The 16,267-nt window shown below is 55.7% G+C and carries 12 protein-coding genes; 4 read left to right on the top strand and 8 right to left on the bottom strand.

Translation table 11 applies throughout. The annotated features are described in order from the left end of the window. Nucleotides 1-91: 91 nt before the first annotated feature. Nucleotides 92-4,309 (bottom strand): hypothetical protein, encoded by a 4,218-nt coding sequence (locus U5771_RS13105; RefSeq protein ID WP_322024371.1) that lies wholly within the window; start codon nt 4,307-4,309, stop codon nt 92-94. Nucleotides 4,310-5,079: 770 nt separating this feature from the next. On the opposite strand from U5771_RS13105, the gene U5771_RS13100 reads away from it, so the two are divergent. Beyond that, on the top strand, nt 5,080-5,982 hold the full coding sequence (locus U5771_RS13100; RefSeq protein WP_322024370.1) for a hypothetical protein: 903 nt from the start codon (nt 5,080-5,082) through the stop codon (nt 5,980-5,982). Between the two features lie 53 nt (nt 5,983-6,035). Here U5771_RS13100 and U5771_RS13095 read toward each other — a convergent pair whose 3' ends face one another. The 3 genes from U5771_RS13095 to U5771_RS13085 form a co-directional block, all read right to left on the bottom strand. Continuing rightward, the gene (locus tag U5771_RS13095; protein WP_322024369.1) at nt 6,036-6,818 is read right to left on the bottom strand and encodes a hypothetical protein; all 783 of its coding nucleotides are present in this window, start codon (nt 6,816-6,818) and stop codon (nt 6,036-6,038) included. A gap of 66 nt (nt 6,819-6,884) precedes the next feature. Then, on the bottom strand, nt 6,885-7,727 hold the full coding sequence (locus U5771_RS13090) for a hypothetical protein (protein WP_322024368.1): 843 nt from the start codon (nt 7,725-7,727) through the stop codon (nt 6,885-6,887). A 118-nt stretch (nt 7,728-7,845) separates the two neighbouring features. After that, a complete protein-coding gene (locus U5771_RS13085) occupies nt 7,846-8,577 on the bottom strand; it encodes a hypothetical protein (protein ID WP_322024367.1) in 732 nt (243 codons plus the stop codon). 386 nt (nt 8,578-8,963) lie between these two features. Between U5771_RS13085 and U5771_RS13080 the strand changes: the two genes are divergently transcribed. Beyond that, the gene (locus U5771_RS13080) at nt 8,964-9,170 is read left to right on the top strand and encodes a hypothetical protein (protein WP_322024366.1); all 207 of its coding nucleotides are present in this window, start codon (nt 8,964-8,966) and stop codon (nt 9,168-9,170) included. A gap of 3 nt (nt 9,171-9,173) precedes the next feature. Here the strand turns inward: U5771_RS13080 and U5771_RS13075 are convergent, their stop codons facing one another. From U5771_RS13075 to U5771_RS13065, 3 genes are all read right to left on the bottom strand, one after another. Beyond that, nucleotides 9,174-9,767: a hypothetical protein gene (locus tag U5771_RS13075; protein ID WP_322024365.1), complete on the bottom strand. Its 594-nt coding sequence runs from the start codon at nt 9,765-9,767 to the stop codon at nt 9,174-9,176. Nucleotides 9,768-10,119: 352 nt separating this feature from the next. Beyond that, nucleotides 10,120-10,611, bottom strand: a complete 492-nt coding sequence (locus U5771_RS13070; RefSeq protein WP_322024364.1) for a hypothetical protein — start codon at nt 10,609-10,611, stop codon at nt 10,120-10,122. A gap of 256 nt (nt 10,612-10,867) precedes the next feature. Then, entirely contained in the window at nt 10,868-11,203 is a 336-nt protein-coding gene (locus tag U5771_RS13065) for a helix-turn-helix transcriptional regulator (protein WP_322024363.1), read from the bottom strand. Nucleotides 11,204-11,507: 304 nt separating this feature from the next. On the opposite strand from U5771_RS13065, the gene U5771_RS13060 reads away from it, so the two are divergent. Beyond that, nucleotides 11,508-12,026, top strand: a complete 519-nt coding sequence (locus tag U5771_RS13060) for a DUF4189 domain-containing protein (protein WP_322024362.1) — start codon at nt 11,508-11,510, stop codon at nt 12,024-12,026. Nucleotides 12,027-12,762: 736 nt separating this feature from the next. On the opposite strand, the gene U5771_RS13055 is transcribed toward U5771_RS13060, so the two are convergent. Further along, nucleotides 12,763-12,981 carry a hypothetical protein gene (locus tag U5771_RS13055; RefSeq protein ID WP_322024361.1) on the bottom strand — a complete coding sequence of 73 codons (219 nt, stop codon included), beginning with the start codon at nt 12,979-12,981 and terminating at the stop codon, nt 12,763-12,765. Between the two features lie 375 nt (nt 12,982-13,356). On the opposite strand from U5771_RS13055, the gene U5771_RS13050 reads away from it, so the two are divergent. Beyond that, complete coding sequence (locus U5771_RS13050; RefSeq protein ID WP_322024360.1) at nt 13,357-15,537, top strand: P-loop NTPase fold protein; 2,181 nt, start codon at nt 13,357-13,359, stop codon at nt 15,535-15,537. Nucleotides 15,538-16,267: the final 730 nt, after the last annotated feature.

Genomic DNA, 16,267 nt, shown 5'->3' with positions numbered 1-16,267 from the left:
TATCGGACAGGGCGTGTTCTCGACGCCGCAGCTCAGCGGTGCTTACTGAGGTGATTGGCGGCCAGCCAACTCGGATGCGCGACGTCGCGGTCTAGTACGCGCAGTCAATGACAAACGGAGTTATTGACGCTGCGTCAACCGAAGCAGTACTGCAGGCATCAGCGACGGCATTGACGCATGCTTCGAACGTCTCGCCGGGAACGAGTCGTCGCGTGTCCGATTTTCTATGGTCGTCCTTAGTCCATCTATTACACATGAACCACATGACGAGGTAGATGCCGAAGGTAGCGTCGTATGCTTTCATGTAGTTATCGCGCAATTGTGTGGCCGGAGCAGTTAGCAACTCCGCATTCCAGCAACCTTTGACCTCAATTACAAGCCGAAGAATGCTTTGGCGCTTGCCGGCCTTCACAGGTGTGGATAGTTCAATGAGAATATCGGTTCGCTCGCCCATGCCCTTCGGATTATGCGACCTCACTTGGACTTCACGATTTACGATGGCACCTTTGTTCGATAGGCGGTCCTTTAGCTCGCTCGCAATCCAATCGCACAATCGTGGCTCGTGCTTTGGGCGCTGAGACGTTTCGTCCCACAAGTGGTAGACGGCCGGCAACGCCGAGATTGCCGAGACCTTAGCAGCAATCAGATGAAGTTCACCGAGGACGGCATCGTGCAACTCAGTTTCGGTTCTAATAACGTGACCGGCCGAGATGCCCAAAGCGGCAGCGACCTCGGACACTTCATAGGGGAGCCAGGAGTCACGGGCAGCCTTCTGTTCCGCCTCATATACCATTCGTGCAATCCAGGGTAGCTGCGGATGCCGCGCAGAGATTCTCTCGAGCGCTGAAATACTCGCTGCGTCCGCTCGGTCGCGCAAGTTGATAATGCAACAAGTTCTGAAATCCTGGATATGGTGCCGGGCCGTAACGATGCCGTTAGTCTTCACATCAGTCGACGTTGGATACCGCTCCTCGAGAATTTCAAAGAACTGCTCAGTGACAGCTGCGTTAACACGTAGCAGAGGTACATCCTGTCCGGCCACAATGATTTGCATTTCAGCCGCCAACTGCGTCATCGCATCCGGAAGTGCTCGTAGTCTATCCCAGACATGTTCAATCAGTTGGTCGGGGGCGTGCTTAGCAAGCAGTGCCATTAACTTGACAGCAGGCGCGGCCGCCAGGTCTGTCGACGATTGGACGCGCTGAAGCAGACTCTCGATTGCACGTCGGCTATTTTGTTCAATGAGGAACGAGACGAGTACTAGGAAGGCTTGCTCACTTTGCATGCCAGGTAGCATCGCTTCAAGTACGCGAAGAAGTGGCTCGGGCATGAAGCCGGTAGCGAAATCCGGCAAGCGGGGAAGGCCACCGCCTAACAAATACCGCTCACAAGTTTCCGATAGCATCTCTAGCACAGCGGCTTCCGCTATGGCGAACGCTCGCCGGAGTAGCTCATTGATAATCGAGCGAGGCTGCTCTTCCGGCAAGTATCGCGCGAGACCTCGAACCCACTTTACGACCAGTTCATCGAATGCATCAGAGTTGCCATGTCCGGTCGAGTGCAGGAAGACCAGCGCTGCGATGCCAGCGTCTTCAAAGTTGTTTGTTTCGTTTGACGCGAGGGTAGCTGCGGGTCCCATGTCGCGTAGGTATGAGAATGCAATGCGAGCTAGCCGTGACTGAACACCAGCGTCAAGTGTTGGCCACAGCGGCGATTTCGTTACTTCTAGGAAGGGAAAGAGGTAGTACTCGAAATCACCGTCATAACGGAGGTATGAGAGGATATTGACCCACTGCCACGTGTCCCCGTTCTCAGCTCCTGTCATGGCGGCTAACAGGAGGTCTACTGACCGACTTTTGCCCACGTCTGGCACAGGAGGCATACTGTGTTGGAGCCGTAAAGCTAGCGATTTTTTCAGGCTGTCGGCTCTCGGAGAATCCAGAGGCACCGAGTCGATGTGCTCGGCGGCGACTTCGGCCAATAGGGAGTCCCGATTTTCGGCGTTCGGTCCCGCCAAGTTAAGCAACCACTCGCGGACAACATCGTTGTCGAAAACGTACCAGAGAGTTAGGTTTGCTAGTATTTGCTTTTTTACGGCGTTGCCCGCCTCTCGCTGGTAGGCATCCGTAACGGACTGCGCATCCGCATCCGTGAGCAAGCCGGTCCCGTAGAGCAATTGGCCAGCGGCGATGCGCGGGTCCCCTTCTGCGGCATCTAGGATAGAATCGAGCAGTCTTAAGCGTCTTTCAGGATGCGTCTGGAGCTCGAGGCCGTTGTCGAAGCCCCGCGTTTCCCGTGATGTTGAAAGTCTATGGTTGTTCGACATTGCCAACCAGGCAACTTTTCCGAAGGTATCCCATCCCTCGTCAAACGACATAACAGCGAACGCTGCCTTGCTGAACATGTGGACTACAAAGTCTTCCCATGCAGCGTCCAAACACTCCTTGCAGAGCTGTGTCTCCAACCAAGATAGGAGCGGTGCTACGTCAGGAGGCTGAAGGTCCGCGTTCTCGAGGCGACGCAGAGCCAATGCGTACATCCCCGTGAAGTTCAAGCGTCGCTCCTTGGTGAGATGACCAATGATGTCGCACACGGGCACACCAGCTTCCAGCGCGCAAAGTAATGCGATACCTCTCAATTCGTCGTCAGGGTCTTCCGGGTGGTCGCCCACCATAAGAGGTAGCAAGGCCAGTTTCGACGTCTCGGCCCCGCCATCATGCACGGCACTAGCTGCGCTTTGACGCACTTCATAGTTCTCGCTTGGGTCCAGCGCTATGCTGAGCAGTTCCGGAATGTCGTCAACCAGTTCGCACACGTGGGCTATATCTGCTGCAAACTGGCGCAGCGCACCGACGCGTGAACGGTCAGCAAGTATGCTGTGCAGCTTGTCGCGCAAAGTTGGATGACGTAGCTTGTTGTATGCGCGGATTAGTCGGCGGTCGTATATGGGGAACTTGTGCTGCTCGACAAGGGTTGTCAGTTCGTCGAAGACAGCAGCAATGTCCTCTTCGTCTACGAGTGACACGCTGCTGTCAAACACCATCGAAGGTTCGGCACGCAGCACTAACGCGAGCACTTGTGGATTGGCATGACCCAGCCAAGCAGAAAGCTCCATGAGCTGCGGTACTAGCCGTCCCGAGCCATCTGCCAAACTGAGAAGAGTCGTTATTTGTTTGGCTGGCGCGCCGAGCGACGAGATGAAATGTGCGGCGAGAAACTCGGCGTATGTTCTGTGTGAAAAAACGAACACGCCGTCCTCCTTTACTGCAAACACCCCAGACTGTAGCGTTTCCGCATACTGCTCAGCTGACGCATACCAGTCGCCTCCGGCGGAGGCAAGCGGAAGGTTCAGTAAGCGAGCGACGTCCAAATACAACGCGCCTTCCGGCGTAAAGTCGCCTGTGCTGTCCAGCACCATGTCCGCGTGATTTGTTAGCAAAGCATGTGTCGCTAGCAGCCCGGCGAGTTGCATTCGAGACTGCACATTTGAAAGTGAGAGACTCCGCCCCTCCACGCGGCGCTTGCTACTTTCCTTCAGAAGGGCTGCGCACCCACGCTCATATAGCTCCCACCTGCTAGAGGCGAATCTGGAGCCTTCTTCGAACTGAGACATCAAGAGTTTGAGTCCCAACGGCTGCAGAGCGAGGCCGTGCGCGCCAGAACTGTCAAGGGCTGCGAAGAATCTGTCCTCGTCGATTCCTTCTTCTTTCAAACGTCTAGAAACCTGCTGTCGAGAGTGCGGGGCGATTTCAAAGACGGAAAGTGGAGATGCTCTCGAACCGTCCCAATGCGCTTGTAGGAACTCTTCGAACGAACTCGGCCACGCTGGCGTACGGCAGGTGATAACTAGCTGAAGCGCGCCAGGAGAGACGTCACGAAACACATCTTCCAGTATTGTTTCTGCGCACTTTATGTTGACTCGAGATTCATCCAGTGCATCGAGAAAGAGAACCGAAGGAATCCCCGTGCTCATGCAGCCTTGCAACAGGCGGCGTAGCGCTGTGTCTAGAAGCACCGCGTCGGGGTACTTTCCCAGGTCCAGACTTAGCACCTGCCGACTCGCCTTGGCTTGCGCAATATTCCGAAGAAGATTGAGTTCAAAAGACTTGCCGGAGCCAGGTTCGCCGAGGAGGATGATAACGTCCGACGTCTCATGGAGCTCGGGCGTCTGCTTTATATGAGCGTTGTAGTATTCACGCCATTTCCCGCCGGCGAACACCGTGTATCCATGCTCGTCGATTTGGATAGATTGCCCACGCGGTGCCCAGTACCGTCCGCTAACTGGCGAGGCCATGTCCATGTTTGTCATACCTTCTGTCTTTCTTACGAGCGGTATCGCTGGTAGTCTAACATCGCGCGAACGCAGCGCATCAGCCCGCGCTGAGAGGAACTCAAGATTGGCCGGTGCTCATCGTGACCGTTATGCCATGGCATGAGAGCATTTCACATACTGAGTCGTCGCCGATGGCTCGCGGCTCCTCCCCCGAACCTGTTGCGACGTTTCAGGCGATACGACAGGCGTCCACCCGACGTGGCGATTGTCCACCTGGCGTCGGCCGTATCGGCTGCACAGCGTCGGCTACTGACGGCACATTTCCGCCGAAGGCGAAGATACCAGTCAACGCGCACTACGAGCCGAATGGATATGACTGGCAGTGCAACCCCGGATACGCCGAACGAGGTGGTGCATGTAGCAATCTTATCGTGCTCCCTCATGCCCATCTCGATGCCCCCGGTCACGGATGGTTTTGCGACGCAGGTTTTGAGCAGAACGGGGATGTGTGTCGGCACTACTAGATGCAAACATTTATGGGAAAAACATTGATAAAACCTAGTCAAGCTGCGGCGCTGCGTACTCACGTCGTTAATGGGGCGGACAAAGTCCGCGCCGGACGCAAATTTACTTTTTGAGGAGTGGCGGCAACAAGCTCAGCCGCTCGAGTCAATGCAAGGAGCGCTTGCAGGGAATATCGCATCCTCGCTGTTTTTATAGTTCCGCTAAGTCCCGACCGCCTGCGGCGAACGCAGGCCACTCAGAGGCATCGTGAGGCGATGCCGCCACATATCTCACGACCAAGCATGGCATCCGAATCGAAGACAAAATCTGCGCCTGTTTCCCATCCATGGGAAGACTCACTAATCGTGGCGCTGCGCGACCTACAGTGGATAAGAAAGAACAAGGCGGTACTTGATGAGATGCGGCGCTACGGAAAGGCGATGACAGATGCGGACAAAGTCGCAATTCGAGCGAAAGTGGACGATTTGCCTGCACCCCCAGCGCTGCTTGCCAAGCTAGATGGCAATGCCGAGAGCGCGAGTGGCGACGTTCTGACGTCCGTAGAAAAAAGGTTCTTTCTGCTAGAGCTGAAGGCGTCGGAAGCGGCGCTGCAGTCAGAAAAGAAAAAATTCGTATATGCCTGCCTAACGTCAGTCGACCCCGAGAACGAAGAGGACCGTTTGCTTCTCGAACTGTCGAGGCGCGGTCATCACTTCCTGTACCCACTCGTGGACTCTGCCAGCAACTCGGGTCCCTCTGGATTTCTTCCGGTACATCGGGTCATCCTGACGACCCGGACTTACTACGATGCTGTCGCGCATGGTGCCGCCGCAGCAGAGCCAATTGCCGCGTCCGACCTGCTGTGGAATCGCCGAGAACTCGGTCTACGTCTTCATGAGATGGCAGCCTATCTTAACGCGCTTTCGACCGTACATAAGGGAGGCACGGCGAGCCACCCGATAAAAGTCGTCGTCACGTCTGCTGGGGAAGATGACGAATTGGACAATTTCGTTTGGCCGTGCGCTGACCTGACCCAGTTTGTCGAGTTTACTGCGTATTTCGATAAGACTATCGAGAATAATGCCGTTTATGAGCTCTATCGCATCCTCTGGTCGCAACTGACGCCGACCGTCACACGCCTCCTTGCTACAAGCGACGAGGACGAGAATTCCTGGGATAACGACATTTCAAGCCCCACACCTTGACCGCTCAATCATGCAGTCACTGATGATGTAACGAGTCGCCGTGCGCAATCAGGCTACTGCTCCGTGAAGCCCGCCAGTATTCGGCGCCAGAAGCCGACAGCGGTTGATTGCCGTGGCCGAGCTTCTATCGTTTCAACTCCATACTCGGTCAACATGGGAACAATGATGTCCGCACAATAGCGAATTGTGCGGGTCTCGTGTCGGTCAAGCTGCACCGCCCAGCCATTGTCGGTTCGGATAAGAGTAAGTCTGTCTCGCTCAATGTATTGGTTTGCCCAAACCGCAGTCGGCATAGGCAACTCAAACTGCTGATACAGCGCAACCCGATTCTTCCCTTCGTGCGCTAGATATAGCCCGAGCGGTGCGATATGCATGCTTTGTGGATGCGAGTCCCAACCTCGAGTTCCTCCTACGTGGGATGACCATTCCCCGGTCTCGAGATAGAGAGCGACTTGTCGTTCGCAGCACTCCAACGCTTTGACACGTTCGCGCTCATCAAGGTCGGTAACCCGCCATCCGCCGCTATCTCCGACGACGACGGACGGTTCCAACCATAGAAGCCCATTCTCTTTGCCTCCACCCTTGTTCTCGCGTTCAGCAACGTCGAAGAAGGGGAGGACGACACGGACGAAGCTCCACGGGTCCACCGTTTGCCAACTGCGCACCCATTGGTCCGGGAAGGATTTTGCGAACTCGTCAATTTCGGTCGGCCGCCCGAGTCCGGAGCGCCATGCGTCTATCGCGTACTTCCTCTGTACGAGTTTTTGGCACCACGGAGCCAAGCGCGAAAGCGGTTCGACAGCAACGTGAGTGACGCACGGGTTGTTGTAGTGCATGCCTTTCCGGTTCATTGATTCACTAACGCCAAAACGCCCTCGGATTCCGCCAAGGAAGGTGGACTTTCATACCTCGACCGGCGGCAGCGGCTCTGGCGTTCGCCCAAGCAATTTTGCCAAGCTTGCCGGGCTGCTCTTTTTCCATCTGTAATATTGAAAGAGCGCACGCTCGATATCGATTGCTCGCCAGCGATGACACCGACCGTTCTCGGTCCATCCCCACGGACGGCAGCCCGCGACGCCCGCGTTGAGTTGGTCCGCCAACGCAACCAGAAATTTGCACCACTGCTCGTACCGAACTTGATAGCGAACAACGTCGACCGGCCCAATGATGCCGATGAACGGTGTTGCCCTCGCCCACGGGGCAGAGCGAAGACCATCGTGTAGCTGGTTGTCCATCACACCTGCAAGCCATGGACGACTATGCGCGACCACCTTGCTGGCAAAGGGCATCTGCCCTAGTACCGCAAGCGGCGCGAGATGGCCAAGAGCCTTTCCCGAGTCCGGCTCTGCACGGACCGCCGCAAGTGCCAGCCCGGCGGCTTGAGAGGTCGTCGCTGGCTTCGATTTAAAGCCCGTGAGGTGATTCTCTGCGCGTAGAGGCGCTCGGCCACCCATGGTGAAGAAGCCCCAAAAAATGACCGACGTGGTTCCCAGCAGGTTGTTTACGGGGTCCTTCGAGTTTAGGAGCATGGAATGATATCGGTCGAGAACGCGGTCTGTGACCTCACCCGCCGACGGATAAACCGGCTCAGCCCAAAGTCCCGGCGCCAGAGGGTAGCGCGTCGGGGTCCTCGTTTTTCGCATATATGCACGAGGATAGTCATAGGCGTTTCGCAGCAAGACCAATTGCCGCGCGTGTTCGGGCGTCAGTGCGCAGCCGCTCTCGTAAAAGCCTTCTTGAAACATACGTGGTCTCTTCCCCCGTCGAGTGCATTCGTGACTAGCAATGCCAATGCTGCGCGTCATCTCTCAGCGTGCAGCGTCTTTACCTTTGTCGCGAGTATCACGCCACAACAAAAAGCCCTCACGCCCCCTTACCTCTGTCAGAGCGCAAGAGTGGAATGAGTGCGACGGCACCGACGATGAGCGCAAAATAAAAATCAAACGGCAAGAGGTCTCCGATAGAGGATGGAGAGCCCAAGAGATAGCATCGTATCGCGCCCAAGCCAGTCATGGCAGCAATCAGCTCGAGTCCCGACGTCTCGCCGGGCCGTCGCCAAACATAGAAGACAGGACTGGATAGAAGAAGGATGAGCGAGGCCGCGAGACCTATCTGCCAATAGCTGCGAGAAATGACTAATCCGCATGCCTCTCGACCGCTGCGTGGGCGTTGGTCGTCGACACGTGGAACGCCGACAAACATTGGCACATGTGGCATTCCGAACTCCAACCGCGCATCCCATCCGGTGTCGCCCTCAAATTGAACGTCGAAACCTAAAGGGATGCGGTATACCTTGCCATCCATGCCCTCTACAGTGAGCGCCGGCGACGCCAAACCAACGTCATAGTGGTCTAGAGGAAAATCACGTAGTCCCGGTCCACCTCCAATCGGCCTAGATTCAATGTCCAGTTGGTAGTAGTCAGGTTGACCGGGAATGCTCACCTTACGGATGTTTTGTATCGGGATGGGGAATCCAGGCAATGTGGAGCCTCCCTTGGAGGCATACATCAGGTCGAGCCAAGCGGAAGTGGAGGAGATTCTCGTCTTCGGCCAAATGTTCTCAGGGATGATGATATTCGCGTCTGCGTTAAACACACCGTATCTCCCGCCGCTAACCCTGAAGTATGCGTGAGCCGCTGTCCCTGGTGTCGGTGTCGGACCGCATGCTTGCCGTCTGGGTGGTCCAAGCTGCGTGCCCCAACTGTACGCAATGTAGTCCCCGAGCGAGCACACGAAAAGCACGATGACAATCAATGAAAAAACATGACCTGTTCGCCTGCTCACGATTTCCCTCGCCGAAAAAAAAACCGCGCTCGGCTACGCGCCGAGTCGAGCCAACAACTGCGCCAAAAGCGCATCCATCGAGGCGGATAAAATTCCTCCGCTATACATCGCATTCGGTAACCAGAGGCGCTCGGCGAAACGGATGCCCAGCAGAATCTGGGGCGCCCCATTCATACCAATTCGACGAGGAGTTCACCATGGCCGACAATCAAGAAACCGATAAAGAACGGTGCCCAACTTCCTCTCCGGCAAGGAGGCGTACATGGCTAACACGCAACTGGACGGAAGAGGATTTCAAAGAAGTCGAATTTACGAGGCGGTGGAACAAAGAATTCAGCAACGCTCCGCTCTACCTATTGGCAGTTTCCTTTATTTTCATAATGTGGTATGAATTTTTAAAATGACACTTACCCATCATGTGCAATTAGAATTTTGACAAGTATAAGGAATGTACCAAGCCCAAGGAGGAACACACCATTCCAGGCCCGACCGGAGGCGGCACGTGCAGCGCTTGCAAGAATCTTTAATGCCTCGCCGTGGTCCAGCGTCTGGTCATCAGATGACACGAGCTTTTGCGACTCGCGTGCAGAAAGGGTAACTCCCGTTGCAGTCCAAAATGCCCCGAAAAATAGTGCGAGTGTTCCGAAGGCCTCAAAGAAGTTGGCGGGGTTCGCATCTTTCTTTACAAAGAGGCAAACTGCGACGAATAGCCCAACCGCTGCGACGCACAGATAGAAAATCGTCGTCGCCTTATGTTCTCGCGCGAGGCTTCGAAGGAAGTCTCCCGAGCAAAGTTCATCGGGAAACTGCAATATGTTTCTCAATAGGCGACATGGCAGTGAGACGCATCTGGACGCATACCATTCTGATAACCGCCGCACATCAGCGGCGTACACGTACAGGTGTCCATCCGGGACCGATGGTTGTAGGATTGACGCCTTTGCAATAGCGGCCCTTTCTTCCTTTGTTAAATCTTCGATTTTGAGAATTGCGGCGTTCATCAGATGGTCGTCAACCGGTTCGCTGCCTTGTTAGGGGGGTATATCGGTATACGGTCAACAATCCGAATTCTTTAGCGTCTTGCCTGCATCTCCCCCCATCCGGTGAAAAGCGCCTTGCCGTCAAAGCCTTCCTCGGCACATGAGCCCGGAGGTGTGTTCGCGACAGGTTTCGCTAGCATGCGGCTGTGAGACATCGCTCTCGAAACCGATACGGGATTGACGGCGTAGTAACCTTGAGGCCAGTGGTCACCGCCACTGGTCTCTTTTTTTCATCGCGCCGCATAATGTATAGCCAAGCCATCGACAGCATACTGAAGGCGAGGCGCTTACCGATAGCCGAAAGATTTAGTTCCTACTCTTGAAAAAGCAATTGCCAAGAATCAAGCGCTGGAGTCTCACCCGCCCCCGTAAAACCACGAAGCAGAGAGGGTCCGGCATCTTCATGCAGTTTCACCCTATCAGCCAAAAAGGCGAAGTATGCAAATGCTGCCCTAGGAAAACAGCCATTGAGCTTAAGCGCTGGACCAACCCATGCCTCCACGTCAAGATGATTTCTCACTAGGTCGACAAAATTCTGCAAATAGCCTGCCGCCTCGGTGGGACATTCGACATCTGTATCAATCAAAACGTGAACAGCTCGATTCCGTCCTTTGTTCAGCAACTCAGCGGCCGCCCAAATCCAATCCTCGCCACCAGAATGTATTTTCTTTGCTTCGGCGATTTTCACGGCAAACTTATTTAGGTCGCGAGTCTCTCCTCCATCCAACAAAAATTTATCGACTGCTCGCTCGACCAATAGATGAAAGATGACAACCAATCCGATTTCGGAATAATAGTTTGACATTTTTCCGAATCTAAAAACAGAATTTAGGCTGGGGGGCATAGTTATCAATTCGCCATTTAAATCAATGGGAGCGGGCTGACTTTTCTACGACAATCTGAAGAACTTGACCAGATTGCGTGCGCGAGCTTTATCCTTACGCGCGAATTTCAAATCCAAAAATCTGGAGCTTCCAGATATCTAAATCCGTTAACGGCCACGAAACAGCAAACTTGAAGCCGTTGGAACGTCGATAGTGACACCGACCAAGAAAAAAGGCTTATCGAGCCCGCAGTTTTGCCGCCCAGACCTTGAGTTGTTCCAAGAGAAAGAGTCGGTCTTCTCGCGTCAGCGGTGCAAGAAGGCGAACGATGTCCGGCGCGATTTGCGGCGCGTCGCCCGAACTCCCTTCCAACAGTTCCATCCACGAGCACTCGAGAGCAGCGCAGAGCCGCTCTAGTGTTGCAATGCTCGGCATCACAGCCCCTCGCTCGAATCGCGAAATTGTCTCGGCGTCGACGTCGATTCGCTCTGCGACGGCACCCTGTGTCAGCCCGCGCTGCTTCCGAACCGATGCGATGTTCCGGCCAATGACCGACGCGAGGCTTGTAGCCATTACTCAACTCAACCTGTGGAGAGACACACAAAAATGTTGAGTTGCATCGAGCGATTTGGTAAGGTTCCAATCTGTTGTGTGGCAACAGATTAGTCCGATTTGCACACAAATCGCAGACTGTCGCCCTCCATGGACGGCGCTCCGCGACATGCCGCCGCGAGCACACCTCGGTAACCGCTACAAACATAAGAAGCCGGCTCCTGCCAGGGGACGGGTGATATTTCACGTATGCATCGGCGTCCGTGACCGCGCTCTTGACCACGAGCGGCGCCGCGTCGGTCGACATTGAACAAACGGGGAAAACGTGAAGAAATCGGGGATTGTCGCGGCCTCAGTGCTCGCCGCAGCTTTGCTAGCCATCGCCTCGCCGGCGACGTATGCATGGACCGACATTGTCTCGGGTCCCTACATCGAGAATGGCCAGCATGGTTTTTCGCACACATTCTATGTGTCCGGCGTGTGGCCAAGTAAGGGGCAGGCATGGGGTCAAGCGCATATGGAGTGCGTACAGGACAACAGCTTCGAAGACCGGTTTCGGGGTAGCTGCAAATCAGTCGCCACATTCGACGGGCCGGCTGTCATTGCCCTCGTGACGGCACAAAACCAATACTGGTCAGCATATGCCGACCCGGATACTGCCACCGCCGTGAGGAAAGCAATGGCACTTTGTCATAAAGACAAAGCGGACGAGTGCCAGCTGACCAATATCTATTGGGATTTCGGGCACAACTTCCTCGATGCTCCGGAGAGCTTCAAGCAGTTGTACATGAAGCTGCACGACGGGCAATACTGGCGGCCGCTGAAGGGCTACTGGGTTCCCTGAGCCACGTGCTGGAACGGTCCTTGGCGCTGCCATGTAGCGGCGCCGTTGCGGTATGTGCCCGCCATTGTCTCCGAGGGCGTCCTGACTGAGGCGCGCGCGCATTCAACGCCAGGCGTGAGCACGCATCGCCCGTTATGACCGTGCGCCCTGTCTATGACGTACGAGCCCGCGTCAGTCGGGCACGTCCCACTTTTAAGGAACCGCTGAGCGGCGTGTTAGCGCTCGGCGGGAAAGACTCACGACCATACTTGGGACAACTAAACGTGAAACACCGGCAAATTGCAGCGACGACCGCTTGCATATTTCTCGCGATTCTGACAACCGGCTGCGCGACGGTTACTGGCGGGACCACGCAAAACGTATCAGTAAAAACACAAAAGGACGCAGCAGACGTTGCAGGAGCGGACTGCATCTTGTCGAACTCAAGGGGTAGCTGGACGGTGACCACGCCCGGGAAGGTCAGCGTCCATCGGGCACAGGATGACTTGAATATCCGATGCTCGAAAGATGGCGAACGCGACATCACCACGGCCGCTAAGTCGAGGACACGCACGGGAACGATAGTTGGAAATGTCGTCCTTTTAGGCGTAGGAGCCTTGGTCCTGGATGGGGTTGACAAGGCAAATGGCTCGGCCTACGCCTATCCGGAAACCATCACCGTGTCGTTCGTAAACGGCGATGAGCCGCAGGGAATCCTTGGTGACGCAAGTACCGGCTCTATCAACGGCACGCCAGCTCAAGCAGCAGCGACGCCGGCGACAAACACCGCGTCGAGTCTGACCAGGTAAGTCAACAACTCGGGGAGTTCGCGCGTAGTTCTGGACTCGCTGCCGGAGCGGATGTCCTCGGTGTCGCATGCCATTGGCCGCATAAAAACAAAAATTGAGATTTGTGCGGCCAATCTTTTGAAATCAAAGACATAGCGCCGCCTCAGACGGGCAATCGGGCTGCTCAAGGGCAGGCGCGGCTGGACGCTCAGGGACGACCTATCAAGTTATATCACCGACTTTGATATAAGGCGTCCGGACTGGCCGGGCGAGCCGGCGGCCTCCTCGTGGACCCGCCGCTGCTCCTGGACGACGTAGGCAAGTGCCCCTCTATTGGCGCAAGGAAATCGTCGCGGAAGCCGTCCGCCTCGTGTGGGCTGCTTGAGACTGATTGCTGTGACAACGTCACATATCTGGGCAATCGCCGTCGAATTCACGAGATTTTCCAAGGTCGAGATTCACGCAAATCGAGAAGGCGAAAGAGTTCCGTGATAAGTTCTCCAGAGTCCTTGCAGGCGCAACTCTGTCGCCACAACAGCTCACCTTTTCGGAGGACCGGGGAAATGACTTCGGCAGAATCCACCGCGCTTAGGCACGACCAGCCGCATACCGTCTCCGACCTGTACAGTCGCCGCTCTTTTGCTGAACAGCTCGGTCGTCTGTTGGCACTGCCGGCTGGTAGTCCAGGAATCGTCGTCGGAATTGAGGGCCCCTGGGGCTCAGGTAAGACGACGGTCATTCGATACCTCATTGAGTCCCTCGAGAACGTCTCCGACGACGGCCCAATCGTCGTTGAATTCAATCCATGGATGCTCGCCGGTGCCGATGCCCTTGTCGAAGCTCTCCTTACCGAACTCGCATCGGGCATCGGCATGAATGCCGGCACGAAACAGGCCGAAAAATCGCTCGCCCTCGCGTCGAAGGTTCTCGGATACGCCGGGTTGATGCGACACCTCAAGTACCTCAAATACGTCCCTGGGGTCAGCCTGGTCGGCGTTGCAGCAGAAACTGTCGGAACCGCGCTTCATCATGCGGGGGAGTTTGCAGCCGACATCGGGGATGCTGTAGACAACGCCAAGAAGGTCGTCGAGGAGGCCGAGAAGCTCGTCTCGGTCAAAGTGGGCCTAAGCCAACGGAAAAAGGACGTCATAGCGGCACTTCAAGAGCTCGACCGGCCTATTGTCGTTGTCGTGGACGACCTTGACCGCTTGACGCCTGACGAAATCAAGGCAGTGTTCCGGACCATCAAAGCCGTAGCGGATTTCCCTCGCGTCGCCTACCTGCTGGCCTATGACCGCAACGTCATCGCCGAAAGCCTGGGTGGCGGACCAACAGCGGGAGGGAACGCATACATCGAAAAAATCGTGCAGGTCGCATATCCCATTTCGCCAGCATTTCCTTGGCAACTGCAGCAGCACCTTTCCGAGGAAATCCAGGCTTTGCTAACGCGCATTGGCCGGGAACTTGAAGTCTTCGAAGCCGACCTCATGGGCAAAGCGATGTCCTTGACATGCAGCATGCTTCGCTATCCTCGGGACGTCTCCCGTCTCATCAATCGCCTAACACTCAGCCTAGGTAGTACGACGCACGAAGTGAACGCTGCTGACGTCATCGTTGCCGAATCCCTCTTCCACAGATTTCCGGCGATGCGTGACACGGTAGTTAAGAGCCCGGAGCTGTTCACCGGCTCCTATTGGTCACTTGCGGAGGAGCTCCATTCCACTGATTGGTCAATGTATTTCGGCAGCACACAGGACAAGCGGCGCGAAGCATGGCAAGTGCACTTACCGGAAAACAAAGCTGAATGCGCTATTGTTACCACGGCAGTAAAATTCTTGTTTCCTCTCGTCACGGGAGGTCGCACCGAGTCTCCGCGCAGCCACCTTCGAATATCCGAACTCTCGCGGCTCATCCGATTCCTTGCATGCACGTCGGTAACCGGCGTCCAGGAGGTAGCGGACATTCATCGGCTCTTGGGGCTGCCCGACGGACTTGGCGAGATGTTGAGCGACCTGGATGGTCAACGGGCCACCGAGATGGTTAATCACATGATTGCCTACATGGATACGGCGAAGGCGCTCAACAACAACGGGGTCGTACAAGAAGTTACGCGTAGCTGCGCTGTCGACAAGCTTGCGCAGTCATCGTCGCGCGACTACAGCCGGGCCGTGGCCACACTCGTGGCAAACTGCTTGCAGCGTATGGCAGACAAGGTACGCGACGCGGTACTCGAGTTTGTCGAGAGCGTTCCCCTGGTTTTTGGCTTCGACTTTTTGTCCACGGTCGGGATGGCCCACGGTTTAGTACGAGGCGCAGAGCAACACAAGATTGCGGAAGCTACCCGGTACGTCGCTGAGCCCGGCGTCGTCGAACATGCAATCGGGGTGTGGCGCGAACGAGTCCGAGGTGCAATTGCGTCCGGCGCTGTGATTGAAGAGCAAGACCTCTTTGTTGTGCTATACGGTCTTGGACATCTGGGGGACGGCTCGAAGGATGCAGATGCGATTGAAGCATTCCGCGAACTTTGCATGAACACTCCGGGCGGCCTTACGCATTTCTTCGACCAAGCACGGCCGTATAAAGGATTCCAGCCCGTAACCTTCTTCCTCTACGTTTGGGGCGTCAACGCGATGGCCGACCTTGTCGAGGCGTCTCCCCACGCCGGAGAGTTTTCCTGGTATATCGAACAGCTACGCACTGACGCGCAAGTGCACGACTATGTGGCAAAGCGCAACAAGGAGTGAACGATAGACGCTGGGTGCAGCGTAGTTTGAGGGAGATATGCTCGTCTACATTGACCACAACGTCTTTACGTGGCTGGTCGCACAACGGTCAACCAATTCCGGTGACGTCGAATATCGAGCCAGTCTTGAGATGCTTACCGATAGCAAGACGACAGTTGTTCTTTCCGCTGTCAATCTATATGAGATTGCTCGGTCTGAAGATGAGAGGCATATTGCAGCCTCGATTGAATTACTTGAAGAGCTTTCACCCCAATGGTTGAGCAACCCCGTGTACCTGCAGACCGAGGAGCTGAGTCGATACATCACGCGCAAACTTCATGGTCCAGAAATGCGGCCTGTTCGCCCGTTGAACACGACAATGTCGCAGCTTTGGTCAACGTACGGAGCTAGGGATGTCGTTATAGGCGAAACCGTGGCCGATTGCGTCATCGCTTGGCATCGTGACAGAGCGGCTTTGGAGTTGGTGGCTCGGGCAGCCCGGGAGACGCCCGACGCAATCCTGGTCGGCCGTCGCGCGCTTGCTGAGGGTTTCGCACGGGACAACGCGATGATTATCGACGAGGAATACTATCGAGCCCGCCTGCCGGCACGGTCATGCCTCCCAGTCGCCATTTCGACGCGACTCTACGGTGACCTTCCTCGGTTACTAGGCCAGGACGGTCGAGGGATAAAACGAACATGCCCCACAATCAAATCTGAGGACTTATGTCAGCGGTTTAGAGTGGAAGCG

The sequence above is a fragment of the Burkholderia sp. BCC1977 genome (genome assembly GCF_905339595.1).
Taxonomy (GTDB): domain Bacteria; phylum Pseudomonadota; class Gammaproteobacteria; order Burkholderiales; family Burkholderiaceae; genus Burkholderia.
Note: the sequence above shows the minus strand (reverse complement) of the source record. Positions and strands in the feature narration are given on the sequence as shown.

Bases quoted from the DNA above. Each gene is read 5' to 3' on its own strand.
- U5771_RS13105 (WP_322024371.1), bottom strand. From the start codon at position 4,309: ATGACAAACATGGACATGGCCTCGCCAGTTAGCGGACGGTACTGGGCA.
- U5771_RS13100 (WP_322024370.1), top strand. From the start codon at position 5,080: ATGGCATCCGAATCGAAGACAAAATCTGCGCCTGTTTCCCATCCATGG.
- U5771_RS13095 (WP_322024369.1), bottom strand. From the start codon at position 6,818: ATGCACTACAACAACCCGTGCGTCACTCACGTTGCTGTCGAACCGCTT.
- U5771_RS13090 (WP_322024368.1), bottom strand. From the start codon at position 7,727: ATGTTTCAAGAAGGCTTTTACGAGAGCGGCTGCGCACTGACGCCCGAA.
- U5771_RS13080 (WP_322024366.1), top strand. From the start codon at position 8,964: ATGGCCGACAATCAAGAAACCGATAAAGAACGGTGCCCAACTTCCTCT.
- U5771_RS13075 (WP_322024365.1), bottom strand. From the start codon at position 9,767: ATGAACGCCGCAATTCTCAAAATCGAAGATTTAACAAAGGAAGAAAGG.
- U5771_RS13070 (WP_322024364.1), bottom strand. From the start codon at position 10,611: ATGTCAAACTATTATTCCGAAATCGGATTGGTTGTCATCTTTCATCTA.
- U5771_RS13065 (WP_322024363.1), bottom strand. From the start codon at position 11,203: ATGGCTACAAGCCTCGCGTCGGTCATTGGCCGGAACATCGCATCGGTT.
- U5771_RS13050 (WP_322024360.1), top strand. From the start codon at position 13,357: ATGACTTCGGCAGAATCCACCGCGCTTAGGCACGACCAGCCGCATACC.